Consider the following 25,679-nt stretch of genomic DNA (forward strand, 5'->3'; position numbering starts at 1 on the left):
TCATGCAATCAGTCGCAAAGGCTCGGCGTTGCGCTTCGACTTGGCCGGGACTTGGAGCACCAAGCATATCTCACCCCACGCTAATGCAACCGACGCGATTCCGGACTCCCAAGAAACTAGTTACAAGAAATGACGGTTGTTCAGGATTCCTGCCAGCGGATACGGCTTTCCCCACGGGGCAGATGAGCTGATTCGGAGGCGGGGCCGATGATCGTTATCGTTGACGAGCGAGAGCTCGTGACAGACGGATACAATTCACTTTTTGACCGCGAGGGCATCGCCTGCGCCGGCTTCGCTTCCGGCGAATTCGGCGAGTGGGTGAACTCGGCGGCCGATGCCGATCTGCGCTCGGTCCGGGCCTTCCTCATCGGCGACTGCCGCGAAGGCGCGATCTCTCCGCGCCAGATCCGCGACCGCACCGGAGCCCCGGTGATTGCTCTCAGCGAGCAGCATTCGCTGGAGAACACGTTGCGGCTGTTCGAGAGCGGTGTCGATGACGTCATCCGCAAGCCGGTCCATATCCGCGAGATCCTGGCTCGCATAACAGCCATCCGCCGCCGCGCCAACGAGGATGCCGCCTTTACCGAGATCGGCGCCATGCGCATCTTCATGGATGGCCGCGACCCTGAAATCAATGGCCAGCCGCTTCCCTTGCCGCGCCGTGAGCGCCGCATTCTCGAATATTTGGCAAGCAATCGCGGCCGCCGCGTCACCAAGACCCAAGTATTCAACGCCATATACGGCATCTTCGACGAAGAGGTCGAGGAGAACGTGGTGGAAAGCCACATCAGCAAGCTGCGCAAGAAGCTGCGCGAGAAGCTGGGCACCGATCCGATCGATTCCAAGCGCTTCCTCGGCTACCGGCTGGTGTTCTGATGCACCGCCGCGCCAGCCTCGCGCAAGACAGGACGCGTAGCCTCGCTGCCAATGGCATGGACATTGCGGAGACATTTCGATGAGCCTCTACGGGATGATGCGGACCGGCGTTTCCGGCATGAACGCGCAGGCCAACCGTCTGTCGACGACAGCCGACAACATCGCCAATTCCGATACCACCGGCTACAAGCGGTCCTCCGCCGAATTTTCAACGCTGGTCATGCCCTCGACGGGCGGCGCCTATAATTCCGGCGGCATCACCACCACGATCCGGCAGGCGGTCAGCGATCCCGGCGTTCTCCAATACACCACCTCCGTCTCCGACCTTGCCGTCAGCGGCGACGGCTTCTTTGTCGTCCAGGACCCGAGCGGTACGCCTTTCCTGACCCGCGCCGGTGCCTTCGTTCCCGATGGACAGGGCAGGCTGGTCAACTCGGCCGGCTTCCAGCTGATGGCCTACAGCTACGAAAATGGCGTGCCGGCGGCGACGGTGAACGGTTTTGAAGGACTGGTCCCGGTCGTCATCTCCGACCAGGGAATGACCGCGACCCCGAGCACCGAGGGTCTCTACAGCGGCAACTTGCCCGCAGGCGCGACGCCAGTCGCGGCCGGCAACCTGCCCACCACCAATGCGGCGGGCGCGCAGTACACCTCGAAATCCTCGATGGTCGCCTATGACAATCTCGGCAACAAGAAGCTGCTCGACGTCTATTTCACCAACACCGGCGCCGGCACCTGGCAGGTGTCGGTCTTCGACCAGTCGAAGGCGACCGCCGGAACGTCATTCCCCTACACCGGCGGCGCACTGGGCTCGGCCAACCTGACCTTCGACACGACCACGGGCAAGCTCACCGGCGCCGTCGACAGCGTCTCGCTCACCGTGCCCAACGGCAGCGCCTTTTCGCTCGATCTGTCGGCATTGACCCAGCTCGGCACCGGCTTCACGGTTTCGGACGCTCAGGTCAACGGCAACGCGCCGAGCACCATCGACAAGGTGCAGATCAGCAAGGACGGCACCATCTACGCCCAGTACAAGGACGGCTCCACCAAGCCGCTCTACAAGATCCCGCTGGCCGATGTGCAGAGTCCCGACCAGCTCACCGCGCTGCCCGGCAATGTGTACTCGCAAGGCACAGAATCCGGCGCGGTCCGCGTCGGCTTTGCCAATGAAGGCAAGCTTGGCTCCATCATCTCCGGCGCGCTCGAGAATTCGAACGTCGATATCGCCGAGGAACTGACCAACATGATCGCGGCGCAGCGCAGCTACACCGCCAATTCGAAAGTCTTCCAGACGGGTTCCGACCTGATGGACGTCCTTGTTAACCTGAAGAGATAAAACCGGGCAACGCCCGTGAAAGACCCGCATGTCGCTTTCCACCGCATTGAGCATCGCCCAATCGGCGCTTATGAACACCGCTCGGCAGACCAGCGTTGTCTCGCGCAACGTCGCCGACGCTTCCAATCCGGACTATACGCGCCGCATCGCCGTCGTTACCAGCACGGCGCCGGGCGCGCGCTCGGTTGACATCCAGCGCGTAGCCAACGACCTGCTCTTCCGTCAGAATCTAAGCGCCCTGTCGGCGTACAGCGGCCAGAACGCGCTCTACAGCGGCCTGGATCAGCTGGATGTTTCGGTCAATGGTGTCGACAATGCGTCCTCTCCCTCGACCGCGATCGGCAATTTGCAGCAGGCGCTGCAGCTCTATGCCACCTCGCCGTCCAACCAGAATCTCGGCTCCAGCGTTATCGACGCGGCCAAGCAGGTCGTGCGCTCCCTGAACGAAGGCTCCAGGGCCATTCAGGACTTTCGCACCCAGACCGACGGCCAGATCGCCACGGCGGTAGACGATCTCAACTCGCTGCTCAGCCAGTTCCAGGACGCCAACCAGGCTGTCATATCAGGCACGCGCTCCGGCACCGACGTTTCCGATGCGCTGGACCAGCGCGACGCGCTTTTGAAGAAGATCTCGGACTATGTTCCGGTCTCCACCTTCACGCGCGGCGACAATGACATGGTCATCACCACGGGTGACGGCACGACGCTGTTCGAAACCATCCCGCGAACGGTCAGCTTCGCCCCATCCTCCGGCTACAGCGCCGGTACCGTCGGCAATGCCCTCTACATCGATAATGTGCCGATCTCGGCGGGAACCGGCGGCAACACCAGCGCCAGCGGCAAGCTTGCCGGATTGCTGCAATTGCGCGATGGCGTGGCTTCGACCATGCAGAGCCAGCTCGACGAGACCGCGCGCGGCCTGATCACGGCCTTCGCCGAGACCGCGCCGTCAATGCCCAACGCCGCCGGGCTGTTCACCTGGTCGGGCGCGCCGGCGGTGCCGGCCGCTGGCACGCTGGTCAATGGCCTTGCCGGCACGATCAGCGTCAATGCCGCCATGGATCCAAGTGTCGGCGGCAATCCGGCACTGCTGCGCGACGGCGGCGCCAACGGCGCGGCCTATGTCGTCAACACTGGCGGCGCCTCCTATTCCAGCCTTCTGGTCGCCTATGGCGACCGGCTCGATCAGCCGATGACATTCGACCCCGCCGCCGGGATTTCGGCGACGTCGAGCGTTGCCGATTATGCCGCCAATTCGATCGGGTGGCTCCAGGGCGTGCGCCAGCAGGCGTCGACCGCAGCCGACGCCAAGCAAGCTTTGGCATCGCGCAGCGCCGAGGCGCTGTCCAACGCCACCGGCGTCAATGTCGACCAGGAAATGTCGCTGCTTCTCGATCTCGAACATACCTATCAGGCATCGGCCCGAATGATGAAAACCGTCGACGACATGTTGGCGGCTCTGCTCAGCGCGGTGGGATAATCCATGACCTCAGTCTCTTCGGCCGCTCTCTCGAACGCCATGCGCTATCAGCAGATGCGCATGCAGGCCGAGCTCGTCAAAGCCACGAAGGAGTCCTCGACCGGCAGGGTCGCCGATGTCGGCCTGGCGCTGGGCGGACGCACCGCCCAGTCCGTCACCTTCTCGCGCGATCTCGACCGGCTCAATGTCATTATCGATTCCAACGGCCTGGTGGCCGCCCGGCTCTCCTCGACGCAGACCTCGCTCGGCCAGCTCTCCAGCGTCGCGCAGACCTTGCTGTCGAGCCTGACCACCTCGACGTCGGGCGATTCTTCCGCCAACCTCACCCAGTCGGCCGGCAAGACGGCCGTCCAGCAGCTCGCCTCGATCCTCAACACCAGCGTCAACGGCGAGTATCTGTTTGCCGGCACCAACACCGACGTCAAGCCGATCAACGATTTCACCGCGGTCGGGTCACCCGCCAAGGCTGCCTTCGACGCCTCCTTCGTCGCCAATTTCGGTTTCACGCCGGATGATCCTGCCGCGGCAAACATCACCGCAGCCCAGATGGACGATTTCATCACCAACGACGTCGAGCCGCAGTTCTTCGGTTCGGGCTGGCAGGCCAACTGGTCGAACGCCACCGACCAGCAGATCGTCAGCCGCATCGCGCTCAACGAAACCACCGCGACCTCGACCAGCGCCAACAGCGACGGCATCAAGAAGCTCGCCATGGCGGCGGCCATGGTCTCCAGCCTGATGTCGACCAACATCAGCCAGGCGGCGAAGGATACCATCGTCGGCCGCTCACAGTCGCTGGTTGGCGAAGCGCTGAGCGGCATCGGCCAGGTTCAGTCCGAAACCGGCATCGTCCAGAAGCGCGTGTCCGACGCCGTCGACCGCATGAAGACGCAGGTCGACCTGTTCGAGCGCCACATTCTCGATCTTGAAGCGGTCGACCCGGCCGAAGCCGCGACCCGCGTCGCCGACCTGACGCAGCACATCGAGACCTCCTTCGCATTGACGGCGCGGCTCCAGCAGCTCAGCCTGTTGAATTACCTGACCTGACAACTCTGAACCGGAACGGTAGAGCCAACGATGTACCAATTCTCCTACGCCGACATCCAGAGTACCTCTGTCGCCGACGCGAAGGACCGTGAACGGGAGCTGTTGACCCGGTCGATCAACATGCTGGCGGCGGCCGCCGCCCTTGGCCCCGCTTCGATGGAGGCAGTGGAGGCGCTGCATTTCACCAACCGCGTCTGGACCGCCTTTGTCGAGGATCTCGGCTCCAATGACAACGCGCTTCCCAAGGAACTGCGCGCCAACCTGATTTCGATCGGCCTTTGGCTGCTGCGCGAGGCGGAAGACATCCGCCAGGGCCGCACCCAGAATTTCGAGGGACTGATCGAGGTATCCCAGATCATCCGCGACGGCATTCAATGACCAACACGCTGAAGATATCGCTGAAGCCGAACGAGAAGATCTATATCAACGGTGCGGTCATCCGCGTCGACCGCAAGGTCACCGTCGAACTGATGAACGACGTGCAGTTCCTGCTCGAAAGCCATGTGATCCAGGCCGACGACGCCTCGACGCCGCTCAAGCAGCTGTATTTCATCCTCCAGGTGATGCTGATGAACCCGGCCGGCGCCGGCGAGGCGCGCGAAATGTTCCGCCGCTCCCTACCGCTGCTGCTTGCAAGTTTCGAGGACGCCGAGATCGGCAGTGCGCTGAAACAGATCGACCGCATGGTCGGCGAGGATCACATCTACGAGGCGCTAAAGGCGATCCGGGCGCTCTATCCGCTCGAACGCCGCGCGCTTGGCGGCAATGACGACGTTCCGGGCGCCTCGCGTCCGCTGGCTGTGGGAGCACGCTGATGACCGTGGACATGACGACGACGATACCGGTTGGCACCAATCAGGCCAGCCAGCAGACCTCAAAGACCGCTGTCGACTACCAGTCCTTCCTGAAGCTTCTGATCGCCGAGATGAAGAACCAGGATCCGACCAAGCCGATGGATTCGACACAGTACGTCGCCCAGCTCGCCACCTTCTCGCAGGTCGAGCAGTCTGTGCAGACCAATACCAAGCTGGACCAGATCATGCAGTCCTCGGCGCTGTCGCAGGCCGATGCGCTGATCGGGCGCTCGATAACGTCCGCCGACGGCAAGACGACGGGCACCGTCGCGTCCGTGCGCCTTGCCAGCAGCGGCCTCATCGCCGTGCTGGGCAACGGCACCGAGATCGCGGTCGGCCCCGGCATCTCGGTCAAGGCGGCAAGCTGACGGCTCCGGCGGGCCGATCCCATGAACGAGGCCGACGCACTCGACATCGTCCAGTACGCGGTGTGGACGGTGCTGACCGCATCCGCGCCGGTGGTGCTGGTCGCCATGGCGGTGGGTATCGGCATCGCCTTGATCCAGGCCCTGACGCAGGTCCAGGAGATCACCTTGACATTCGTGCCGAAGATCGTCGCCATCATGCTCGTGGCGGCGCTGACCGGTCCCTTCATCGGCAGCCAGATATCGGCCTTCACCAACGTCGTCTTCGAGCGCATTGAAAACGGGTTCTAGCCGCTGCTTGCGGCGAGCCGGCCCGTTCTGTCCCGACGACTTACCGGCACCGGCCTGCTCTCGCCGATCGCGGACCGTGTACGGCATAGGGCTGCATCCGCGGCGCGGCGTCGAAGCAACGCCGCACGGCTGCGTGGTCCTCCTCTATCCCCTTGTTGGACCATGATCTTTTTTTCAAGACGTTCGCTCTTTGCGGCACGATGCCATAGTTTCGGCAAACCATCCGGGGAAACGGATCACCGCAACGATCGGCAAGCCATGGCAGGGCCTTTCCTATGATTGACGAAAAGCCGGAGAGCGAGAGCGTTTCGGCGCTGGCGCCGTTCCGGCACGGCATCTTCCGCGCCGTGTGGTCGGCCAGCCTCGTGTCGAATTTCGGCGGCCTCATCCAGGGCGTCGGCGCCGCCTGGATGATGACCACAATCGCCACCTCGCCCTATCAGGTCGCGCTGGTCCAGGCCTCGACCACCTTGCCGATCATGCTGTTCGCACTCGTCGCCGGCGCCATCGCCGACAGCTTCGACCGGCGCAAGGTTATGCTGGTCGCCCAGATCTTCATGCTGGTCGTCTCGGTGCTTCTGACCCTATTCACCTATTCCGGCTTGATGACGCCGTGGACGCTGCTTGCCTTCACCTTCCTGATCGACAGCGGCACGGCCCTGAACAGCCCGTCCTGGCAAGCCTCCGTCGGCGACATCGTGCCCCGCAACAAGGTGCCGGCCGCCGTCGCGTTGAACTCGATGGGCTTCAACCTGACCCGCAGCGTCGGTCCGGCGATCGGCGGCATCATCGTCGCCGCAGCCGGGGCGGCGGCCGCCTTCGCGGCCAACGCGGTGAGCTATATCGGTCTCATCGTCGTGCTGGCGCGCTGGAAGCCGCAGGTTCAGCCATCGACGCTGCCGCGCGAATCGCTTGGCGCGGCCATGGGCGCAGGCCTGCGCTATGTCGCCATGTCGCCCAACATCGGCAAGGTGCTGGTCAGGGGCTCCGCCTTCGGCTTCAGTGCCGGCGCGGTGCTGGCGCTCCTGCCGCTGGTGGCGCGCGACGTCGTCAAGGGCGATGCCTTGACCTATGGCATCATGCTGGGCGCCTTCGGCATCGGCGCGGTCGGCGGCGCGCTGATCAGCGTGCGGCTGCGCCAGCTTTTGTCCAGCGAGACCATGGTGCGCTCGGCCTTCGCCGGCTTCGCCGTCTGCGCCTTCAATGCCGCCGTCAGCCACAACGCCTGGCAGACATCGCTCGGCCTGCTGGTCGGCGGCGCGTGCTGGGTGATCGCGCTTTCGCACTTCAACGTCACCGTGCAGATGGCAACGCCGCGCTGGGTCGTCGGCCGGGTGCTGTCGGTCTATCAGACCGCGACCTTCGGCGGCATCGCGCTCGGCAGCTGGATCTGGGGCATCGTCGCCGACGCGCATGGCGCCGGGACAGCGCTGATTGCGGCGGCCATCGCCATGCTGGCTGGCGGCGCCATCGGCCTCGTGCTGCCGCTGCCGCAGCAGCAGGTGCTGAACCTCGATCCGCTCAACCGTTTCAAGGAGCCGCACCTCGCGCTCGACCTGAAACCGCGCAGCGGCCCCATCGCCATCATGATCGAATACATCATCCGCGACGAGGACGTGCCGGAGTTCCTGGCCACCATGGCCGAGCGCGGCCGCATCCGCCGTCGCGACGGTGCCCGCAACTGGACGCTGGCGCGCGATCTCGAAAATCCGGCGATCTGGATCGAGCACTACCACACGCCGACCTGGCTCGAATATGTCAGGCACAATGGCCGCATCACCCAAGCCGACGCCATGGTCGGCGAGCGCCTGCGGGCACTGCACAGCGGCGACGAGCCGCCGCGGGTGCGCCGCGTGATCGAGCGCCCGACAACCGCGGGCACGGCGCTGGTCATGGCAAAGGGACCGATCGAGCATTAGGAGTGAAGGAAAGCGCGAAGACGTTTTCGTCCGGGCTTGCATCAACACAAAGCGTTAGAGCGGACCCAGCCAGCGGAACGCGCGCTTCAGTTCGGCGACGCCATCGTGTTCGTACCAACGGCCGTGCGCCATGATCACGCGTTCCGGATTCCATTCTATCATCTTTTCGACTGCCGCCTTGAGTTGCCCCCTGGGGAAGGTCAATCGCAAATCGCGCGGCGTCTTGCCATCCGGATCAACGACACCAGCCGCCCTGGCAAGCCAGCGCCACGGCCAGCCAAGCTTCCGCGGTTCGAAGTTCTCGATCAGGTCTGTCAGGATCAATGTTCGGCTGACGGAATGGAAGAACACCATCTCCGTCATGAAGCTGCCCTCCACCGGCAGCGACTTGAGGTCATCGTCCCACGGGTAGCCCCTCTCGGCACCAAGCTCGTTCGCCTCGAAATCGATCCTGTCGCCCGCCTGCTCGCGAATGCCCGGTGCCAGCCAGATACCCGCATCCGCAAAGGCCCTGCGCCACATCGGAATCCACCAATAGTGGATCCGGTTCGGCCCGATGATGTAGCGGACCTTGCCCAATCCCGCGATCTCGGCCTCGAGGCTCTCTGTCAGGAAGGTGGGTGAATGGACGAACAAATCGCCGTCATTGACGCGGATGATGGTCATCCGCGTCGGAAACGGCATTTTCGGCCAAGGCATGCCGAAGCGGATGACCGGGCCATCCACGATCCAGATGTCCTTCGAAACCAGCTTTAACGTGTTGAGCGGCGGATATGGTGCGCGGTCGGCCATGGTCTGCTGATGTAGGGTGGAGAACAAGCTTGGCCACGGCAGCTTCGCCTTGCACGAGCTCAGCCAGGCCGGCTCGGCAGCCTACCTTCGCCCGACCTACCCTTCGCCCGACAAGTCCCGGCGCGCTTTTTCCAGCTCCTCGGCATAGCGCCGCATCAGATGGCCCTCGGTCAGCAGTCCGAGCACGATGTGGTCGGTGAAATCCTCGACCACGGCCAGCTCCTCGGCGCCGGCCCGCTGGAAGGTCTCGGCGGCCGACTGCACGTTCATGCTCGGCACCAGGACGGCATCCTTGTATTGCGCCAGATCGCGCACCGCCGTCTCGCCGTCGGACAGGTCGCTGTGCAGTTCGGCAACGATCAGCACGCCGACATACTGATCGCCGGCGTCGACGGCAATGACGCGCTGGGCCGAACCCAGCGGCACCTGCTTGCGGAAGGCCGCAAGCGTCGTGTCGGCATTGATGGTCTTGATGTCCTTGCGCATCATCGAGCCGACGGTCAGGCTGCGCATCCAGCCGACGTCATGGGCGCTGCGGATCGTCTCGCCGCGCAGATGAAAACGCCACGTCGAGAAGGAGTAGCCGAAGGTCTCGCGCACCAGGATCGCCGCCATGATCGAGGCCGCCAGGACGACGCCGGTTAGCGTCAGGTCGCGGGTCGATTCCAGCGCCAGGAACGTCATCGTCAGCGGCCCGCCGACGACGCCGACCGCCAGCGATGTCATGCCGACGACGGCAGCGACGGCGGGATCGATGCCGGTCGACGGCGAGATGAAAGCCATCACATCGGCGAATGCCTTGCCGAGCAGGGCGCCAAGAAACAGAGAAGCGAAGAACAGTCCGCCGCGAAACCCCGAACCCAGCGAGATCGCGGAAGCCGCCAGCTTCAGCACGAAGACGCTGGCCACCACGCTCAGCCCATAGTTCATGGCGAATTCGCGATGCAGCGCGCCGTGGCCGCTCGACAGCACCTGTGGCGTGACCAGCCCAAGCAGGCCGACGATGACGCCGCCGATGACGGGACGCAGCGAGGCGTCGACCGACAGTTTGGCAAAGGCGCGCTCGACCAGCGTCACCAGATGCATGATGGCGATCGAGGCGGCCCCGCCAAGAAGCCCAAGCAGCAGGAAGGGCACGTACTGGCTGGCCGTGAGTGCCGGCAGGCCCGCAAGCTCCAGCGGGAACGGCACGCCGCCGAACATCTCGGCGGTGAGCGAGGCGGAGATCGCCGCGGTCATGACAGGCACCACATTGGCGACCGAATAGATGCCGATGACCAGTTCGAAACCATAGAAAGCGCCGGTCAGCGGCGCGTCGAAAGCCGCCGCGATGGCGCCGGCCGCGCCGCAGCCGACCAGGATGCGGACATCGTTGCGGCGCAGCTTGAAAAGCCGCGCCAGCCGCGAAGCCAGGCCGGAACCGACCTGCGTATAGCCGGCTTCCAGCCCGACAGAGGCGCCGAAACCGCTGGAGATCATGGTCTGGCCGGCGATGATGAACGTATCGGTCAGCGACATGCGACCGCCATAGAGCGCGTTGGCCTCGATCGGGTCGACAGGCGTGCGGAATCTCCGCTTTCTCAGCCAGATCACCGTCAGCCCGAGCAGGATGCCGCCGATCGCCGGGATCAGGGCCTGCATGGGGTGGGCGAGCGAGAACATGCCGGAAAGTCGGCCGCCGGGCTGCACGCCGAACAACAGCCCGTGCAGGTCCTGCACGATCTGGCTCATCGCGGTGACCAGTATGCCCGCCATCACGCCGACGATGCCGGCAAGGACGACAACCGCTATGCCTCGCGCTTCGAGCAGCGGGATCGAATTGATGAGCACCGCGCGCAGCCGGCGAGCGTAGACTTGCGGTTGATTCCTGGGCGATTGGTTTTTAGTAAGCACCGGAGCGGCTCGCCGACATCAGCAAGGCATTGAAAACACTGCCGTGCTGATACGCCGAGCGGCACCGCATGGCAACCACAATGACGGCGCCCGCGCGCCCTTTGGGAGGGAGCCCGTCCGGCCGCCGATGGTCAGGTCGGCTTCGGGTCGCCGGCCTCGTAGAGTACGAGATTGCGCTCGCCGATGCCGAGCGACGGCCAGCTTGCGCGCCAGTCCACAAGGTGTGGCGCGGCGAAATGCGCATCGAGCGCCGCCCTGTCATTCCAGACTTCCGTGACCCGGATCAACCCGGCATCGAGGACATCCTGCGCATAGGAGTATGCGAGGCAACCGGGCTCGGCACGGCTGGCAACAACCATGCGTTCCATCGCTGGCCTTGCCTGTTCGAGCTTGTCGGGTGGCAGACGAACCGTGCCGATGACCAGCAGCATGAGATTTCCTTTCGATGGTTGGGCAGGCCACTCTCCCACCCTCGCGCAAGCTTGGCCAGCTACCCTCGCCGGGCTGTCGCATGCTCGGCAGCCCACGGTTTTCGAGGACTAGAATGGCGATAAGCGAAAGCATCCAGCCCGGCGCCGTGGCCAAGAACGGTCGCGACGTCTTCTTCGCGCTGGGCATCGTCATCATCCTGGCCGTGCTGTTCCTGCCGATCCCGGCCTTTCTCATCGACGTCGGCCTTGCCTTCTCGATCGCCCTTTCGGTGCTGATCCTGATGGTGGCACTGTGGATCCAGCGGCCGCTCGACTTCTCCTCGTTTCCGACCGTGCTGCTCATCGCCACCATGCTGCGGCTATCGCTTAACATTGCCACCACGCGCATGATCCTGTCGCACGGCAATGAAGGCACGCACGCCGCCGGCTACGTCATCGCCGGCTTCTCCAAACTGGTGATGGCCAGCGATTTCGTCATCGGCCTGATCGTCTTCATGATCCTGATCGTGGTGAACTTCATCGTCATCACCAAGGGCGCCACCCGTATCGCCGAGGTCGGCGCCCGTTTCACCCTCGACGCCATCCCCGGCAAGCAGATGTCGATCGACGCCGACCTCTCCGCCGGCATGATCGACGACAAGACAGCGCAGTTGCGCCGCCGCGAGCTGGAAGAGGAATCCTCCTTCTTCGGCTCGATGGACGGCGCCTCGAAATTCGTCCGCGGCGACGCCATCGCCGGCCTCATCATCACCGCCATCAACATCGTCGGCGGCATCGCCATCGGCTATATCAGGCACGGCATGGGCATGGGCGAGGCCGCCGACGTGTTCATCAAGCTGTCGGTCGGCGACGGTCTGGTCACCCAGATCCCGGCGCTCATCGTCTCGCTCGCCGCCGGCCTGCTGGTTTCCAAGGGCGGTACACGCGGTTCGACGAACCAGGCCGTGTTCGGCCAGCTCGGCGCGCATCCGCGAGCGCTCTATGTGGCGGCGGCGCTGCTGGTGCTGCTCGGCCTGATGCCCGGCCTGCCCTTCTTCCCCTTCTTCGCGCTCGCCGGCGGCATGGCCGGCCTCGGCTATGTCATTCCGATGCGCCACAACCGGGCCATGGCCGAGGCCGAGGCGCTGAAGAACCAGGAGAAGGCGACCAAGGCCGAGGAAGAGAAGAACTCGGTCAAGGCCTCGCTGGCCACCGCCGAGATCGAACTTCTGATCGGCAAGCAGCTTTCGACCCGGCTGCTGGTCTCGCATCAGGAGCTGGTCTTCCGCATGGCCAAGATGCGCAAGAAGTTCGCCCAGCAATATGGCTTCGTCGTGCCCGAAGTGCGCGTCGCCGACGATTTCGCCATCCCGCCGAAAAGCTATCAGATCAAGGTGCACGGAACGGTGGTCGCCGAATATTCGATGCGCGTCGGCGAGATCATGGTGCTGCTCGGCAACCGCGACGTTCCCGAAATTCCGGGCGAGGAGATCCGCGAGCCGGCCTTCGGCATGCGCGCCTATTCCGTCATGGAAACATTCGCCGAGGATCTGAAGCGCGAGAACTACACCTTTGCCGACAACATGTCGGTGCTGCTCACCCACCTCTCCGAGGTCATCCGCAACAACCTGCCGCAGCTCCTGTCCTACAAGGACATGAAGGCGCTGCTCGAGCGCCAGGATCAGGAATACCGCAAGCTCGCCGACGAGATCTGCACCACGCACATCTCCTATCCCGGCCTGCAGGCAGTGCTGAAGCTGCTGCTGGCCGAGCGTGTCTCGATCCGCAACCTGCACCTGATCATCGAGGCCATCGCCGAGATCGCGCCGCATGTGCGCCGCACCGAGCAGATCGTCGAGCATGTCCGCATCCGCATGGCGCAGCAGATCTGCGGCGATCTTTCGGAGGGCGGCGTGCTCAAGGTGTTGCGTCTCGGCAACCGCTGGGACCTCGCCTTCCACCAGAGCCTCAAGCGCGACGCCAAGGGCGAGGTGCGCGAGTTCGACATCGATCCGCGCCAGCTCGAGGAATTCGGCCAGGACGCCACCAAGGCGATCAAGAAATTCCTCGAAGCCGGCGAGCGTTTCGTCCTCGTCACCGCGCCCGACGCGCGCCCCTATGTGCGCATGATCATCGAGCGGCTGTTCACCACGCTGCCGGTGCTCTCGCATGTCGAAATCGCCAAGGGCGTCGAGATCAGGGTGCTCGGGACCATATCGTGAGCGTTCTCTCGCAAGCGGTCGTCATCGCGGCGTTCCTCGCCTTCTGCCGCATCGGCGCCTGCTTCATGCTGATGCCCGGCCTGTCCAGCGCCCGCATCCCGGTGCAGGTCAGGCTGTTCGTTGCGGTCGCCGCCACCGGCGGCCTGCTCGCCTTCCTGTGGGACAAGATCTTTCCCTTCGTCGATCCGCGTCCGCAGATCCTGGTGCCGATGATCGTTTCCGAACTCCTGGTCGGCGGTCTGATCGGCGCCATGACCAGGCTCTACATGGAAGCCCTGCGCTTCATGGGGTCGGCCATCGCCATGCTGATCGGCTATGGCGGCTCGGGCGGGCCAGCGATCGAGGAGCCCGAACCGCAGGCGGCGCTCGCCGCCATGATCTCGTTCTCGGCACTGCTGCTGCTGTTCGTCTTCGACTTCGACCATGAGATCATACGCGCGCTGGTGACGTCCTATACGGTCGCGCCGGTCAACGTCTTCTTCAACCCGCAGGCGGCACTGGTCGATGTCGCCGACACGGTGTCGGACACCTTCTTCCTGGTCATCCGCCTCGGCAGCCCTTTCGTCGCCTATGCCATTCTCGTCAACCTGACGATCGGCTTCGTCAACAAGCTGACGCCGCAGATCCCGATCTATTTCATCTCCCAGCCCTTCGTCATCGCCGGCGGCATGCTCATCTTCTATTTCGCCGTCGGCTCCATGCTGTCGCTGTTCGTCGACGGCTTTGTCGACCTGACGCTGGCGAGGTGACATGAGCACGCGCAAGGACCGCCTGAAGAAGCTGGTCAAGGTTCAGGAACAGTTGAAGGCGCTGCACGAGACGCGCCACGCCACCCTCCTCGCCGCTGCAAATGCCGCCGAAGCCGAGGCCAAGGAACTGGTCGAGCATTTCGACAAGGACAATTCCCTCTCCGGCCTTTTCCCCGATCTCTACCACCGCCGCATCGCCCAGGCCGTCGTGCGCCAGGAGGCGAACCTCGAAAGCGCCAGGAAGGAGGCTGGCCTCGTCGCGTCGGCAACCGCGCGCACCAACATGGTCGAGCGCGCCTACAAGGACGTGCGCAACCGCGACGAACGCGAACGCTCCGACCGCGAACGCCTCGATCTGATCGCGCAGAAGCGGGGACAGGAGTAGAGGAGGAGGTCTGGACGCAAAGCAAGCCTTCGCAGCGGAATCCTGACTGACCGCTTTGCGCCTCGTACGGGCTATGGATGCAATTTCGCGTCTACCCAGAAGCCGCCCGTACAGCCTGTCGAAGAATGTGCCGAGCCTCCGCATTGCGGAGGATCGTAAAAAGGCGACTTTTCAGCTAGCTTGTTATCTGTTCGGCGGCAGCTTCTTCGAGGCCCGCTGCCGCTTGGAGGGCAAGACCGCGAGCCGCTGCCTGTGAATCGTAAAATTCCTCCAGCGCATGGACCCTGCCCCACCGCAGGGTAAACACGTGGAGACCTCGGTTGATGTACGACGTGTCGCCGTTGAGCAGGGTCGCGGTGCCATCCCACTGGGCAAACACAGTGGTATGCCATGGCCAGCCCTCCACCCAGATGTGATTGACCGTGAGATGGAGGGTGGGCAGAACACGGCCGAGGCGTTCAAACCAGCGGCGCAGGGCTTCCTTGTCGTGGCGCTCTCCACCAAGCGCGTGGGCGCCGCCAACCCGATGATGGACATGCGGCGCGAGTGCTTTCACCGCCGCATCCCAGCGATGATTGTTGACGTCATCGAAGCTCTTTCGGATCGATTTCTCGACAAAATAACTATATAGCATATCACTCTCCTCCAACTCATTCGGTAGCGCGATCGAAAGGCACCTGTGGCAAGCTGTTCGGACGCAGCCGACACCATGCAGGGTCTGCGCGTCAGCGCATTGTCGCGTCGGCTCGCAGGTATGTGTCGGTCTCTGTCGAGATCGTGACCTCCTCGCCCGACCTTGAGAACGCATAAAGCGAATCCTGATGGCCCGGCATGGAAAAGGCCACGGAGTCGCCGTCAGCAAGGCCCATGACGAAGCGCAGCGGATCACCTCCGATCTTCGGCGCGAAGGTGGCGGTGACCTCCAGCAGGTCGCCGTTGACCGGGACGTAGTAGACCACCATGTCGAGCTGTCCCTCGTGCAGGCTGGCAGCTTCGATCGGGCGTCCGATGGTCGCTTCCTCGGCAAAAGCCGGTTTCGCAAGAAACATCGCGGCCAGAACGGACGCACTCAGGGTTTTGCGGATCATCTCATATCTCCTTTTGGATTGCGTTCGACCTCTATATAATGTATAGATTACGAATACAATCTAAAAAAGGAGATGGCGATGCGCGTAAGTCGCACTCAGGCCGCGGAAAACCGCGAAACCGTGATCAATGTGGCAAGCCGCCTTTTTCGGGAGCGAGGCTTTGACGGCATTGGCCTCAAGGATCTGATGAAGGGCGCCGGGCTGACCCAGGGCGCCTTTTATAAGCAGTTCGAGTCAAAGGACGACCTGGCGGCGCAGGCATCCAGGCGCGCGATGGAAAGCGCCACCGACAAGTGGTCGGCCGCGACCGCGGCAACCCCTGGGAAACCGCTCGACGGGGTGATTTCATTCTATCTCAGTATGGATCATCGCGCGGAAAAGATGGACGGCTGCCCGGTCGTCGCGCTCGGCTCGGATGCGGCCAGGCAAGGCGCCGAGGTGAAGGCCTCATTCGAGGCCGGCATCAAGGAGTACCTCGAGATGCTCGGCAGTTGGGTTGGCGAGGACGACAGCGAAAAGGCCGGCGACAAGGCAATGGCCGTTCTCTCGACAATGGTCGGCGCGGTCATGCTCTCGCGGGTGGTCAACGACCCCGACCTCGCGCAGGCTTTTCTGGATGCGGCGGCCAATCAGGTTCGCGAGACAGTCGCCATCTGAACCATGCGGGCAGCGGCGCCTGATCCATTGCTCGCCGCTCGGACCGAACCGCCGAGCGCGACTGCGAGGAAGTAACGGATATCGTCCCAGTCGATCATCGAGAAGTTCGCGTGGTCACGTGAAGCTTCCGGTGCAATTTCGCACCACCGTAATGCGTATCTTCCGACTGCATGGCGTGCGTGGGCACGCCTACCTCTTGGCGTGAGGCAGCGGCGATGCGTCCGCCCGAAGGAGAAGCGCGATGAGCTATTCCACCATGAGATTTGGGGCTGTTGGCCAGGCATTGGCCCGTATGTTCGGCCGCCAGCAAATGGCGGTGTGCGTGGCAAGCACCCGGCTCGGCGCCCTTCGGTACTAACATCGGAACGCCTGCGCGCGCTCGCGCGGCTCATCTAGCTGAGCGGCATCAGCTGACCTCCGGGCCATCTGTCCGGTCGTCCGGCCATTTATAATCGGAGATCAAGGGCATGAACATCGAACTCAAGGGCCGCAAGGCCATCGTCACCGGATCGACCGCCGGCATCGGTCGCGCGATCGCCGAAGGGCTGGCGCGCGCAGGCTCCGCCGTCGTCGTCAATGGACGTACTGAAGAGCGGGTCGCCGGGACGCTCCGGGAACTGCGCGCGCTGCTGCCTGACGCCGACCTCACCGGCATTGCCGCCGATCTCGCGACGGCCGAGGGCTCGGCGGCGCTCGCGGCGCAGGCGCCGGATGCCGACATCCTCGTCAACAATGTTGGCACTGCGCGTCCCAACGGCTTCTTCGAGCAGGACGACGCCGCATGGCTCGACCTCTTCCAGCTCAACGTGATGAGCGGCGTGCGCGCCGCGCGCCACTATATGCCGGGTATGGTCGAGCGCGGGTGGGGACGGGTCGTCTTCATCAGCAGCGAGTCCGCGCTCGCGATCCCCAAGGAGATGATCGACTACGGCATGACCAAGACCGCGTTGCTGGCCGTGTCGCGGGCTGGCCGAACTTGTCGGTGGCACCGGCGTCACGGTCAACGCTGTCCTGCCGGGGCCGACCGACTCCGAGATTCTCGGCGGCTGGATGAAGGCCACCGCGAAGGAGCAGGGCATCACGCAAACGGACGCCGAGCATAATTTCCTGAAATCGCTGCGTCCGACCACGCTCATCAACCGGTTCGCGACAACCGAGGAAGTCGCGAACATGGTCGTCTACACCTGCTCCGAGCAGGCCTCGGCGACCACCGGCGCCGCGCTGCGCGTCGACGGTGGTGTGCTCCGCTCGATCGGATGAGCCGCGCTCCCACCGCCGCGGTGGCATGAGGGTTGCTGCGGCTGAGCCGGCCTCAGATCGGCGCCGGCTCGGGTGGCTCCTGTCGGCAGCGATTACCGGATCGTCGGAGCCGCCTGGGGTGCGCCGCCGATCGACCGGGCCGAGGTCAAGATCAACGAGGGGCCGTGGATCGCCAAGCAACATACCTATCGGGAGAGCAACGGGCAGGTGACCGCCGTCTGCTCTCGGCTCTACGCGGCCGTGCAGCAATGCGCCACTGTCCGGAATTACGGTTGAGAAGAGCGCCCGTCCGCCGGTTGCGGGAACTGTCCTTCGTTGTTCATGCTTACTTCTGTGACCAGCTTGCGGCGAAGCGCCGTGCTGTAATCGTTTGGCCCTTTCGGCGTCATGACGAAGGCCTGAGAACCGCCAATGACCGATTTGGCAAAATAGGATGCCAGCGGATTGCCGGGATCGTCGTCTTCGGCGGGAATGGCGATGGCGTTGATCGTATATCCCTTGGCAATGGCGTTCAGCCTGCTCGGCTGAACAGGAAGTCCGTCGTTGTTCTCACCATTGGAGGAGATATCGATGACCTTCTTGGCGGCATTTCCAGGAAACTGGTCCAACAGAAGACTGCCAATGTCGATAGCCGAGGAAACCGATGTTCCGGATCGCCCTCGACGGATGACGCCGGTATCCCCTTTCCTGCTGATCTCCGCCGCCGCCGCTCTTGCATCTTCCAGTCCGCAAATGCTTGTCCACGGCAGTATGGTGCGTGCGTGTCCGGGGCTCGACCATTCAAAGTAGGCCACGCCGATGCAGCCGACGTAATTCCGGCCGATGGCGGCGATGATCTCTGGCGACGTGAGTGCTGCGGCATGTCCCTCGCGTTGCAGATCGGCGATCTTTGGATCAATCGATGCCGAGAAGTCGACCGCGAACACGATGGCAACGTCTACATTCGCTGCATGCGCCGGGAGATTCCAGAACGCAGAAGCCGCAAGTATCCCCGCCAGTCTCAGGAGTGAATTGGCGCGCTTTGCCAGCCCCCTTCCCGATGGCTTTGTCGGCGAAAAAAGATTGCCCCCGCCTATCGGCTGCACCCGCCCGCGAAAGGAGACCGCTCCAGAAGAGGGACCGGCGTCCTGATACATATCTATAAACATGCCCATTCTCCATCTCGACAACCGATCGTTGTCAAAGCCGCCCATTTTCAACATGTGGAAATTTGACGAGGGACCTTGGACCCGACGCCGAACAGCAGCAGATCGGCCTTGGTCCACAAAAGATAACAGCCGAGTAACGTCAGCGGCATGATGAGTGCCGCGAAGGACTCGCCCGACCAGACCACCGGCAAAGCCTGGCCGAGGGCGACGGTTGTCGTCACCACTGCCGGCAACCTGCTGGCGAGCACCGCACTGCGGAACGGATCGGGCCAGGCGGTCGGCCACACCGGAACCCGCCTACCCGGGCTGTGAAAGGTGCTGCCGAACTTGCCGAGCGCATGCAGCAGGCCGGAGGTCGCCGCAAGCAGCGGGTCGCCGAGCAGCAAGAGCGCGATGCCGAGCCCGATTGCGCCTAATCCCGAGAGGAAGTCGCCCAGACGATTGAGGGTGGGATCGGGAACATCCGGCTTTGCCCAAGCCCGGTGGTAGGCTTCGCCGCCGCAGAAAAAGACGAGGGTAGCCAAGGTGAGCGCAACAGTGCCATGGCTGCCCGCGAAATAGTCCATCACCGCCGCGATGATGGCGCTTTCCTCATGCTGGCCGACTGGCGCGGCCGCAATTTGGGTTGCAAGACCTACGACGAGGCCAAGCGCGTTGCCACTGTTGTAATAGCCGCCGGGTCCCTTCATGCGGGCACCAAGGGCCGATCCCAAATGTGTGAGCGGAAGAAGGACTGTCCACGCGTTCATCACAGCGCCCCCGCGGCCTGTCCGGCCGCGATCGACACGGCGACGGTCGCATCAGCGGCAATGGTCATCGCATTCCTCCACCGGACCTGAACTGTTGACGCGGCGTTCGCCTGCCCCGCTTGCCGGCGCTGTTGCAAAGGCAGGGGCAATGTCGAAGCGTTGCTTCGAAGCGGTCCGCAAGGACTCACATGCCTGCGGCGCTCGGTTCGATCGTGCCACGGAAAGGATCGCACCGAGAATGATCGCTGCTCCCAAGGCGCCCGGCCACGAACTCCGCTCGCCCAGAAAGATCGCCGCGCCCAGCGCCCCGAAGACGCTTTCGGCACTGACGATCACGGCGGCGTGGCTGGCCGGCGTGAAGCGGAGGGCAGCCGTCTGTATGCCGAAGGCTATCGCGGTGGAGAAGACGCCGAGTATCGCCAATTCCGGGCCTGCCGCGAACGCGGCGGCCAGCGACAGGTTGCCATGCATTGCCCCGAGCGGCAGGGCGAAGACTGCGGCGCCGAGGAATTGTGCCGCGGCGGCGGTGAACGGCCGCGCATGGGCCTGCATGTGCCGGCCGAGCTCGACCGCCCAGAGCGCATAGCAGGCAGCCGACAGGATGGCGGTGAGATCGCCGCTGCCGAGGCCGCCGATCCCATCCGACAAAAGCAGGGCTCCGACCAGGGTCAGCCCGGCAGCGATCGTGAGGCCCGCTGTCGGACGCTCGCCGACGAGCAACCAGGCGGCCAGAGGTGTCATTACGGTTGCCGTGCTCACCAGAAAGCTTGCATTGGTGACCGAGGCTCCGACATAGCAAAGCTGCTGAAGCGCAATGGAGATGGCGAACAGCGCGCCCACCCTGGCCAGGCTCGGAAAATAGCCCGCCCCGATCGCCACTCGCCTTTCGGTCAAGACAAAGGGCAGCACCAGCAGCCCGCCGATCAGGCAACGCAGACTTACCGCGCTCATGGCGTCGAGATGGACCAGCACCGTCTTTTGCGAGACGTTGCCGAAGCCCCACAATGCGGCTGCAAGGAGCAGCAGCAAATTGGCTCTTGTTCTGGACACGCGCCCCCCTTGAACCAAGCATTGCGTTGACTTGGCCGCCTAATTTAGCGAAGTCTAAATGACCTGCCGTCACGGGGGCGCTTGAAGCGCGGTGACGGACGATTGCGGAACGTTAGATTTGCGTTAGAATTTCGTCAGGCTGAGGCAGCAGATGCAAAGTGACGACGGCGGCGCTGCAAATAGAATCTCACTCTTCGGCGGCTTCCGTATTGAAACAACTGGCCCGCTTCGACTGGCTGGGAAACGCGGCCCGGCAATCGTTGCTTATCTGGCCCGATGTCCGGGCATGGCAGCAACGCGGGAGAAACTGGCTGACCTGCTATGGGGCGACAGCGATGGCGAACATTCGCGCAACAGTCTTCGCCAGACCCTCAGCGTCCTGCGCCGCGATCTCTCGGGTGTCGATCTTATCCATTCCACCGGAGAGTTGATCCACCTCAGGCCAGAGGCGTTTCGGGTCGATGTGGAGGAGTTCGAGACGGGTCTATCGGCCCGCTCCGCGCAGGAACTCGAAAAGGCTCTGGCGAACTACACTGGCCCGTTTCTCGACGGTCTCCATGTGGGAAGCAATGGCTTCGACGACTGGGTCGCGTCGGAACGCGACAGGTTGCTCGGTCGTGCGCTTGAATCATTCGAGAAACTGGCTCGCCTCGTCGACGCTGAAGCGGGCCTCGTCCTGGCCGATCGCGTCCTGGCCATGGATCCGGCGCGGGAAGAATCCTATCGGCTCAAGATGGAATTGCTCCTTTCTTGTGGTCAACGCGACAAGGCGCTCAGGACATACGAGGCTTGCAGAAGCATGCTGAAGAAGGAGTTCGGCGTCGAAGCCGGCCCAGAGACGCGGGCACTATGGCAGTCCCTGCTGCTTGCTTCCGACACGGCGTCACACGCACCGTCGGCAAGTGGTGTTGCGGCCAGCCATCGCCTCGGACACCCTTCCATTGGCGTTGCCGACTTCACCAATCTGACCGGAAAACAAGGCGACAATTTTTTCTCCAAGGGACTGGTCCAGGACATCACGACAGCCCTTTCCGAGGTGGCCGACTATGTCGTGCTCTCCGCGGTTCCCCCGACAGATAAGGTCGGCCTGCGCCAAGAAGGTAAAGCGCCGGGAGCGCTACGCCCACAATATGTGCTCAGCGGCAGCATCCAGAGATCCGGCAATGGGCTGAGGGTGAACATCCAGCTTGTCGATGCCGTCGGCGGTCATCATGTCTGGGCCCAGAAGTTCGACGGCCACTCCGAGAATGCGCTCGAATTCCAGGACAGGATCGCCCAGTCCGTTGTTCTGGCGGTGATCCTCGAACTTCAGCTGACCAACTGGAAGGTCCGCGACAAGAGTCCGCCTGGTCCCCCTGAAGTGCGCAGGTTGGTGAACGAGGCGCTCATGAAATATTTTGAGATGACCCACGACTCGCTGCTGGTCGGGATGGAACTTGCGACGAAGGCGCTCTCGACAGGGCCCGACAACGCCCGTGCGAAGCGGACGCTCTCGATCATGATTTCCATGGGCATCGCCTTTGGCGCGCTGCCCCGCGAGCAGGGCAATATCGAGTATACGCTGGCGCTTGCCGAGGCCGCGGTGCGGGCGGTGCCGGACGATGAAATTGCCCGGTGCATCTTGTCATTCGCTCTCGAAAGTTGCGGTCGTATCGACGAGGCGATCGTCGAATGCCGGCACGCGATCAGCCTCAACCCAAATTATCCGAGCGGCCACGGCGATATTGCGATGCTCTTCGCGCTGCGCGGGCAGATCAGCGAAGCCGTGCGCGAGGCGAACGAGGCGATCCGGCTGGGAACGCATGATGTCATCGACTACTGGCGTCACCACGGGCTCGTTATGGCGCTGTTTGCCGGCGGAGACGATCAGCGGGCGCTCGAGGTCGCGCGCAAGGTGGTCAGGACAAAGCCGGGCTTCGTTCGTGGCGCGCTTTATTGGGCCGCAGCCGCGGCCGCAACCGGCAATCGCGATGAAGCGTCGCGGGCCATCCATCATTGCCTGTCACAACTTCCGCATCTCAATCTGAGCAATGTCTGCCCTGGCTTTGTGCCGCGCTATGTGAAGGATCATCACCATTCCCGGTTCCTTGAAATGCTGTCGAGGGCCGGTCTTCCCCCGTCCTGAAGCCCCTCGCGTTCGAACGGATTCGGGCGAGACGCTTTCTGCAGGTCGTTCTCCCAAAACCGGAAGCCACTTTTTACGCGACATGCGTTGTTGAAAATCTGGCTACGCGGCTGGATACAGAGAACCCTGGCCTTCCTTCCTCCCCCCGCAAGCCTGCCACAAGCTTGTTGAGGCATGGTCTGGCCAAGGAAAACCGATAAAAGGCGGACTTTCTTGGCGATCTCTCCACCCAGCGACATCGTGATGGATGTTGTCCGAGCAGCCGAGCCGGCGGATCTCGCGGCCGCGCGCGCCGCACTGACCAGGCATGCGGGCGGCGTTGCCGGCAGCTTTTCGGTCGAGGCCGCTTCGGCCGGGACGATGCTGTCGCGCGCCACCGCCGACCAGGCCATGGCGGCCGATCCATCCAAGAAGTTCAAGAAATTCGAAGCCATGGTGCTCCAGACCTTCATCCAGAACATGATGCCCAAGGACACCGAGGGCGTGTACGGCACGGGCCTGGCCGGCGACATGTGGAAATCGCAGCTCGCCGAGCGCGTCGCCGACGTCATGGCCGAGCGCGGCGGCATCGGCATCGCCAAATCGCTGCTCGCCGACCATTATCTCGAAGGCAAGCGCAAGGTGCCGATCGGCCCGGTCTCCGGCGGGCCTGAAAAGACCGAGATCGACCGGCAGAGCCGTCTGTCCACCTCGCTCGTCCAGGAACTGCAGCGCAAGGCCGCCAGGTCCATGACCGGCGATGAAACGACCACAAAGACAGACATCAAGATCTAGACTGGGAAACGCCATGGCCGACTTTTCGGAATTCACCGCCAACCTGCCGGCGCGCACGGCCACATCGGAAGCCCGGGTCGCACTCGCGCGGCCCGGAAACCTTGCCGCCATCATCGGCCGCATCGAGGAAGTCGTCGAGCAAGAGACGGCCGGGCTGCGCAGCGACACCGGCTACGACCTCAAGGCATCGAACGCGCGCAAGAGCCGCTATCTCTATGAACTGACCCGTGCCATGCGCGGCGGCAGCGAAGCCGAGTTCCTCGAACAGCACCGCGAAGGCCTTGTCCGGCTTCGCCAGAAGCTTGCGAAGAACGAGGCGGCGATCCTGGCGCATCTGAGCGCCGTCAACGAGGTCGCAGGCCTGTTGCGCACCGCCATCCAGCGCGCCGAAACCGATGGCACTTATTCCGCCGGCGAATTCGGCCGGGCGCGCGGTTAGCGCGCGGTGGTCGCCGGCTCGGGTGCCTGAATGGTCAAGGTCATCGCCATCGCGGTCTGGATCTGCGTCGCCACGCTCGGCGCGGTGTTCTATTCGTTCCAGGCCGCCGGCGACCGCGGCGTCGGCGAAAAGCCGAAGCCGATGCTGGGCGGACTGGACTACGTCAAGACCGAGGTCATCTCTGTGCCGCTGATCCGCAACGCCAGGATCGACGGTTATTTCCTGACCAAGTTGGTCTACACGGTCGAACCCGAGCAGATCAAGAAACTGTCGATCCCGGCCGAGGCGCTGATCACCGACCAGGTCTATTCCTATCTCTATTCCAATCCACAGATCGACTTCACCAAGAAGGAGACGATCGACCTCGATGCCTTCCGCGCCGCGATCCGCGATACCGTCAACACACGCGTCGGCGCCACACTGGTGCATGAGGTTCTGGTCGATCAGGTCAATTTCCTGAGCAAGGATGAGATACGCGACAACTGGCTGCGCCGCCGGCAGGAAGCCGGCGCCACGGCGTCCGAGATGACCAAGGCCTTCAAGTCGCATTGAGCCCCCGGCATGCCACTGGCCAGGCACGGTGATCCGGTCCCTCGCCCGGTGCGGCGATAGGAACCAGGCCCTGCAATTCGCGTTGACGTAAACGTCAATCCAAAGCTATATGCGGCAGCGACCGTGGCCACGAAGATGCATGGGTCTCGGGCGGATCATGCCGTGGCGCGACAGATGCAACCAGATAAGCAGATGCAACCGAACAGGCAGATGCAACCAGACAGGAGAACAGCGTGAGCGTTCAGGAGATTGCCGACAAGATCAGGTCGCGCGTGGCCAGCAGCGGGTTCGATCGTTCCGTGAAATTCGACACCGGCAGCGATGGCGTCATCGTCATCGACGGCGCCGATGTCTCGACCACCGATGGCCCCGCCGACTGCACCATCAAGCTCTCGCTCGACGATCTGGACTCGCTGATATCGGGCGATCTCAACCCGACCATGGCGTTCATGACCGGCAAGATAAAGGTCGAAGGCGACATGTCTGTCGCCATGGCGCTCAGCCAGTTGATCGGCTGAGACAGAAGACCGCCGAGACTGTTCTCGGGACGAAAACGCCGCCGTTTCGGGCGGCGCTTTTCGTTCGTTTGGGGCTCAGCGCCTCAGGCCGCCAGCGTCGGCGCCTTCAGCTTGCGCCCCGCGGCCTTCAGCGTGCCATGGACGCCGTCGAGCGCGCCCTCCACCAGTTCCACCGCGAGCAGCCGATGCCGCTCATACGGGCCCGGCATGGCCAGCGAACCGGTCTTTGCGGCTGAGAAGCCGAAGCGGCCGTAATAGGGCGCGTCGCCGACCAGCAGGATCGCCGCGTGGCCGAGACGCGCGGCTTCGGCGACCGCATGGCGCATCAGCGCCGAGCCGATGCCGGCACTCTTGAGCGAAGGAGCGACCGCCAGGGGCCCAAGCAACAGTGCTGCCGGACCGCCCTCGCCCAGCGTGACGTCCCAGAGCCGCACCGTGCCCATCACGGCGCCCGATGCGTCGCGCGCGACGAAAGCCAGGCCTTCCGAGGGCCGCCGGCCCCGCCGCAGCTTCTCCGACGACTTCGTCTTGCGCTTCGGCCCCATGGCGGCATCGAGCAACGCCTCGCGCGCCGCGATGTCATCAGGCGTTTCGGCAACGATGGCGAAAGCACGGGCACTCTCCCCCTCGAGGGGGAGATGTCGCCGAAGGCGACAGAGGGGTTCGCCGCGCGTGAAGCGCTAGCCCCATGCGGTCCAAG

The 25,679-nt window shown here is 63.7% G+C and carries 28 protein-coding genes and 1 pseudogene; 20 read left to right on the forward strand and 9 right to left on the reverse strand.

Annotated elements, in window-relative coordinates:
- Positions 1-207: 207 nt before the first annotated feature.
- The 9 genes from ACIU1A_RS22565 to ACIU1A_RS22605 all read left to right on the forward strand — a co-directional run bounded on the left by ACIU1A_RS22565 (position 208) and on the right by ACIU1A_RS22605 (position 8,168).
- Complete coding sequence (locus ACIU1A_RS22565) at positions 208-876, forward strand: response regulator transcription factor (RefSeq protein WP_140496228.1); 669 nt, start codon at positions 208-210, stop codon at positions 874-876.
- 79 nt (positions 877-955) lie between these two features.
- Positions 956-2,212 carry a flagellar hook protein FlgE gene (locus ACIU1A_RS22570; RefSeq protein WP_404925322.1) on the forward strand — a complete coding sequence of 419 codons (1,257 nt, stop codon included), beginning with the start codon at positions 956-958 and terminating at the stop codon, positions 2,210-2,212.
- A 28-nt stretch (positions 2,213-2,240) separates the two neighbouring features.
- Positions 2,241-3,692 carry a flagellar hook-associated protein FlgK gene (flgK, locus tag ACIU1A_RS22575; protein ID WP_140560324.1) on the forward strand — a complete coding sequence of 484 codons (1,452 nt, stop codon included), beginning with the start codon at positions 2,241-2,243 and terminating at the stop codon, positions 3,690-3,692.
- Positions 3,693-3,695: 3 nt separating this feature from the next.
- A complete protein-coding gene (locus ACIU1A_RS22580) occupies positions 3,696-4,739 on the forward strand; it encodes a flagellar hook-associated family protein (RefSeq protein WP_404925323.1) in 1,044 nt (347 codons plus the stop codon).
- 30 nt (positions 4,740-4,769) lie between these two features.
- Complete coding sequence (gene flaF / locus ACIU1A_RS22585) at positions 4,770-5,117, forward strand: flagellar biosynthesis regulator FlaF (protein ID WP_404925324.1); 348 nt, start codon at positions 4,770-4,772, stop codon at positions 5,115-5,117.
- Complete coding sequence (gene flbT / locus ACIU1A_RS22590; protein ID WP_404925325.1) at positions 5,114-5,554, forward strand: flagellar biosynthesis repressor FlbT; 441 nt, start codon at positions 5,114-5,116, stop codon at positions 5,552-5,554. The genes flaF and flbT overlap by 4 nt, the downstream gene beginning before the upstream one ends.
- Entirely contained in the window at positions 5,554-5,961 is a 408-nt protein-coding gene (flgD, locus tag ACIU1A_RS22595) for a flagellar hook assembly protein FlgD (protein ID WP_404925326.1), read from the forward strand. Before flbT ends, flgD begins: the two co-directional genes overlap by 1 nt.
- 21 nt (positions 5,962-5,982) lie before the next feature.
- Positions 5,983-6,249, forward strand: a complete 267-nt coding sequence (fliQ, locus tag ACIU1A_RS22600; protein WP_140496235.1) for a flagellar biosynthesis protein FliQ — start codon at positions 5,983-5,985, stop codon at positions 6,247-6,249.
- A gap of 275 nt (positions 6,250-6,524) precedes the next feature.
- Positions 6,525-8,168 carry an MFS transporter gene (locus ACIU1A_RS22605; protein ID WP_404925327.1) on the forward strand — a complete coding sequence of 548 codons (1,644 nt, stop codon included), beginning with the start codon at positions 6,525-6,527 and terminating at the stop codon, positions 8,166-8,168.
- Positions 8,169-8,222: 54 nt separating this feature from the next.
- Here the strand turns inward: ACIU1A_RS22605 and ACIU1A_RS22610 are convergent, their stop codons facing one another.
- The 3 genes from ACIU1A_RS22610 to ACIU1A_RS22620 form a co-directional block, all read right to left on the reverse strand.
- Positions 8,223-8,960 (reverse strand): DUF4336 domain-containing protein, encoded by a 738-nt coding sequence (locus ACIU1A_RS22610; protein WP_140584611.1) that lies wholly within the window; start codon positions 8,958-8,960, stop codon positions 8,223-8,225.
- 96 nt (positions 8,961-9,056) lie between these two features.
- Positions 9,057-10,790 carry a chloride channel protein gene (locus tag ACIU1A_RS22615; RefSeq protein WP_404925328.1) on the reverse strand — a complete coding sequence of 578 codons (1,734 nt, stop codon included), beginning with the start codon at positions 10,788-10,790 and terminating at the stop codon, positions 9,057-9,059.
- A 194-nt stretch (positions 10,791-10,984) separates the two neighbouring features.
- A complete protein-coding gene (locus ACIU1A_RS22620) occupies positions 10,985-11,284 on the reverse strand; it encodes a putative quinol monooxygenase (RefSeq protein ID WP_140496239.1) in 300 nt (99 codons plus the stop codon).
- A gap of 113 nt (positions 11,285-11,397) precedes the next feature.
- Between ACIU1A_RS22620 and flhA the strand changes: the two genes are divergently transcribed.
- Genes flhA through ACIU1A_RS22635 form a run of 3 tightly spaced genes read left to right on the forward strand, consistent with a single transcriptional unit; the run spans position 11,398 to position 14,619 of the window.
- Positions 11,398-13,485 carry a flagellar biosynthesis protein FlhA gene (flhA, locus tag ACIU1A_RS22625; RefSeq protein WP_140496240.1) on the forward strand — a complete coding sequence of 696 codons (2,088 nt, stop codon included), beginning with the start codon at positions 11,398-11,400 and terminating at the stop codon, positions 13,483-13,485.
- Complete coding sequence (gene fliR / locus ACIU1A_RS22630; RefSeq protein WP_140496241.1) at positions 13,482-14,234, forward strand: flagellar biosynthetic protein FliR; 753 nt, start codon at positions 13,482-13,484, stop codon at positions 14,232-14,234. The genes flhA and fliR overlap by 4 nt, the downstream gene beginning before the upstream one ends.
- 1 nt (position 14,235) lies before the next feature.
- Complete coding sequence (locus ACIU1A_RS22635) at positions 14,236-14,619, forward strand: hypothetical protein (protein WP_140496242.1); 384 nt, start codon at positions 14,236-14,238, stop codon at positions 14,617-14,619.
- A gap of 175 nt (positions 14,620-14,794) precedes the next feature.
- On the opposite strand, the gene ACIU1A_RS22640 is transcribed toward ACIU1A_RS22635, so the two are convergent.
- Both ACIU1A_RS22640 and ACIU1A_RS22645 read right to left on the reverse strand, forming a co-directional pair.
- The gene (locus tag ACIU1A_RS22640; protein ID WP_140513653.1) at positions 14,795-15,253 is read right to left on the reverse strand and encodes a nuclear transport factor 2 family protein; all 459 of its coding nucleotides are present in this window, start codon (positions 15,251-15,253) and stop codon (positions 14,795-14,797) included.
- A gap of 91 nt (positions 15,254-15,344) precedes the next feature.
- A complete protein-coding gene (locus tag ACIU1A_RS22645; RefSeq protein WP_140560320.1) occupies positions 15,345-15,707 on the reverse strand; it encodes a hypothetical protein in 363 nt (120 codons plus the stop codon).
- Between the two features lie 78 nt (positions 15,708-15,785).
- Here ACIU1A_RS22645 and ACIU1A_RS22650 point away from each other — a divergent pair, with 78 nt between their 5' ends.
- The 3 genes and pseudogenes from ACIU1A_RS22650 to ACIU1A_RS22660 all read left to right on the forward strand — a co-directional run bounded on the left by ACIU1A_RS22650 (position 15,786) and on the right by ACIU1A_RS22660 (position 17,900).
- Positions 15,786-16,364: a TetR/AcrR family transcriptional regulator gene (locus tag ACIU1A_RS22650; RefSeq protein ID WP_404927998.1), complete on the forward strand. Its 579-nt coding sequence runs from the start codon at positions 15,786-15,788 to the stop codon at positions 16,362-16,364.
- Between the two features lie 467 nt (positions 16,365-16,831).
- Positions 16,832-17,624, forward strand: a pseudogene (locus tag ACIU1A_RS22655) (SDR family NAD(P)-dependent oxidoreductase).
- A 72-nt stretch (positions 17,625-17,696) separates the two neighbouring features.
- Positions 17,697-17,900, forward strand: a complete 204-nt coding sequence (locus ACIU1A_RS22660; RefSeq protein WP_404925329.1) for a hypothetical protein — start codon at positions 17,697-17,699, stop codon at positions 17,898-17,900.
- Here the strand turns inward: ACIU1A_RS22660 and ACIU1A_RS22665 are convergent.
- From ACIU1A_RS22665 to ACIU1A_RS22675, 3 genes are all read right to left on the reverse strand, one after another.
- Complete coding sequence (locus ACIU1A_RS22665) at positions 17,891-18,772, reverse strand: DUF1194 domain-containing protein (RefSeq protein WP_404925330.1); 882 nt, start codon at positions 18,770-18,772, stop codon at positions 17,891-17,893. The genes ACIU1A_RS22660 and ACIU1A_RS22665 overlap by 10 nt on opposite strands.
- A 47-nt stretch (positions 18,773-18,819) precedes the next feature.
- Positions 18,820-19,461 carry a hypothetical protein gene (locus tag ACIU1A_RS22670; protein WP_404925331.1) on the reverse strand — a complete coding sequence of 214 codons (642 nt, stop codon included), beginning with the start codon at positions 19,459-19,461 and terminating at the stop codon, positions 18,820-18,822.
- A 111-nt stretch (positions 19,462-19,572) separates the two neighbouring features.
- A complete protein-coding gene (locus ACIU1A_RS22675; RefSeq protein ID WP_404925332.1) occupies positions 19,573-20,571 on the reverse strand; it encodes a DMT family transporter in 999 nt (332 codons plus the stop codon).
- A gap of 151 nt (positions 20,572-20,722) precedes the next feature.
- On the opposite strand from ACIU1A_RS22675, the gene ACIU1A_RS22680 reads away from it, so the two are divergent.
- The 5 genes from ACIU1A_RS22680 to ACIU1A_RS22700 all read left to right on the forward strand — a co-directional run bounded on the left by ACIU1A_RS22680 (position 20,723) and on the right by ACIU1A_RS22700 (position 24,979).
- The gene (locus ACIU1A_RS22680; protein ID WP_404925333.1) at positions 20,723-22,696 is read left to right on the forward strand and encodes a BTAD domain-containing putative transcriptional regulator; all 1,974 of its coding nucleotides are present in this window, start codon (positions 20,723-20,725) and stop codon (positions 22,694-22,696) included.
- Between the two features lie 174 nt (positions 22,697-22,870).
- Entirely contained in the window at positions 22,871-23,470 is a 600-nt protein-coding gene (locus ACIU1A_RS22685) for a rod-binding protein (RefSeq protein WP_404925334.1), read from the forward strand.
- 13 nt (positions 23,471-23,483) lie between these two features.
- Positions 23,484-23,909: a hypothetical protein gene (locus ACIU1A_RS22690; RefSeq protein ID WP_404925335.1), complete on the forward strand. Its 426-nt coding sequence runs from the start codon at positions 23,484-23,486 to the stop codon at positions 23,907-23,909.
- Between the two features lie 30 nt (positions 23,910-23,939).
- Positions 23,940-24,461, forward strand: coding sequence for a hypothetical protein (locus tag ACIU1A_RS22695; RefSeq protein ID WP_140513659.1), 522 nt, complete (start codon positions 23,940-23,942; stop codon positions 24,459-24,461).
- Between the two features lie 233 nt (positions 24,462-24,694).
- A complete protein-coding gene (locus ACIU1A_RS22700; protein ID WP_140513660.1) occupies positions 24,695-24,979 on the forward strand; it encodes an SCP2 sterol-binding domain-containing protein in 285 nt (94 codons plus the stop codon).
- Between the two features lie 83 nt (positions 24,980-25,062).
- Here ACIU1A_RS22700 and ACIU1A_RS22705 read toward each other — a convergent pair whose 3' ends face one another.
- Entirely contained in the window at positions 25,063-25,581 is a 519-nt protein-coding gene (locus tag ACIU1A_RS22705) for a GNAT family N-acetyltransferase (RefSeq protein WP_404927999.1), read from the reverse strand.
- Positions 25,582-25,679: the final 98 nt, after the last annotated feature.

This window comes from Mesorhizobium maamorense (genome assembly GCF_044998965.1).
Lineage (GTDB): Bacteria > Pseudomonadota > Alphaproteobacteria > Rhizobiales > Rhizobiaceae > Mesorhizobium.

Coding starts and splice junctions, on each gene's coding strand:
- ACIU1A_RS22565 (WP_140496228.1), top strand. CDS start 208: ATGATCGTTATCGTTGACGAGCGAGAGCTCGTGACAGACGGATACAAT.
- ACIU1A_RS22570 (WP_404925322.1), top strand. CDS start 956: ATGAGCCTCTACGGGATGATGCGGACCGGCGTTTCCGGCATGAACGCG.
- flgK (WP_140560324.1), top strand. CDS start 2,241: ATGTCGCTTTCCACCGCATTGAGCATCGCCCAATCGGCGCTTATGAAC.
- ACIU1A_RS22580 (WP_404925323.1), top strand. CDS start 3,696: ATGACCTCAGTCTCTTCGGCCGCTCTCTCGAACGCCATGCGCTATCAG.
- flaF (WP_404925324.1), top strand. CDS start 4,770: ATGTACCAATTCTCCTACGCCGACATCCAGAGTACCTCTGTCGCCGAC.
- flbT (WP_404925325.1), top strand. CDS start 5,114: ATGACCAACACGCTGAAGATATCGCTGAAGCCGAACGAGAAGATCTAT.
- flgD (WP_404925326.1), top strand. CDS start 5,554: ATGACCGTGGACATGACGACGACGATACCGGTTGGCACCAATCAGGCC.
- fliQ (WP_140496235.1), top strand. CDS start 5,983: ATGAACGAGGCCGACGCACTCGACATCGTCCAGTACGCGGTGTGGACG.
- ACIU1A_RS22605 (WP_404925327.1), top strand. CDS start 6,525: ATGATTGACGAAAAGCCGGAGAGCGAGAGCGTTTCGGCGCTGGCGCCG.
- ACIU1A_RS22610 (WP_140584611.1), bottom strand. CDS start 8,960: ATGGCCGACCGCGCACCATATCCGCCGCTCAACACGTTAAAGCTGGTT.
- ACIU1A_RS22620 (WP_140496239.1), bottom strand. CDS start 11,284: ATGCTGCTGGTCATCGGCACGGTTCGTCTGCCACCCGACAAGCTCGAA.
- flhA (WP_140496240.1), top strand. CDS start 11,398: ATGGCGATAAGCGAAAGCATCCAGCCCGGCGCCGTGGCCAAGAACGGT.
- ACIU1A_RS22635 (WP_140496242.1), top strand. CDS start 14,236: ATGAGCACGCGCAAGGACCGCCTGAAGAAGCTGGTCAAGGTTCAGGAA.
- ACIU1A_RS22640 (WP_140513653.1), bottom strand. CDS start 15,253: ATGCTATATAGTTATTTTGTCGAGAAATCGATCCGAAAGAGCTTCGAT.
- ACIU1A_RS22645 (WP_140560320.1), bottom strand. CDS start 15,707: ATGATCCGCAAAACCCTGAGTGCGTCCGTTCTGGCCGCGATGTTTCTT.
- ACIU1A_RS22650 (WP_404927998.1), top strand. CDS start 15,786: ATGCGCGTAAGTCGCACTCAGGCCGCGGAAAACCGCGAAACCGTGATC.
- ACIU1A_RS22665 (WP_404925330.1), bottom strand. CDS start 18,772: ATGTTTATAGATATGTATCAGGACGCCGGTCCCTCTTCTGGAGCGGTC.
- ACIU1A_RS22670 (WP_404925331.1), bottom strand. CDS start 19,461: ATGAAGGGACCCGGCGGCTATTACAACAGTGGCAACGCGCTTGGCCTC.
- ACIU1A_RS22680 (WP_404925333.1), top strand. CDS start 20,723: ATGCAAAGTGACGACGGCGGCGCTGCAAATAGAATCTCACTCTTCGGC.
- ACIU1A_RS22685 (WP_404925334.1), top strand. CDS start 22,871: ATGGTCTGGCCAAGGAAAACCGATAAAAGGCGGACTTTCTTGGCGATC.
- ACIU1A_RS22690 (WP_404925335.1), top strand. CDS start 23,484: ATGGCCGACTTTTCGGAATTCACCGCCAACCTGCCGGCGCGCACGGCC.
- ACIU1A_RS22695 (WP_140513659.1), top strand. CDS start 23,940: ATGGTCAAGGTCATCGCCATCGCGGTCTGGATCTGCGTCGCCACGCTC.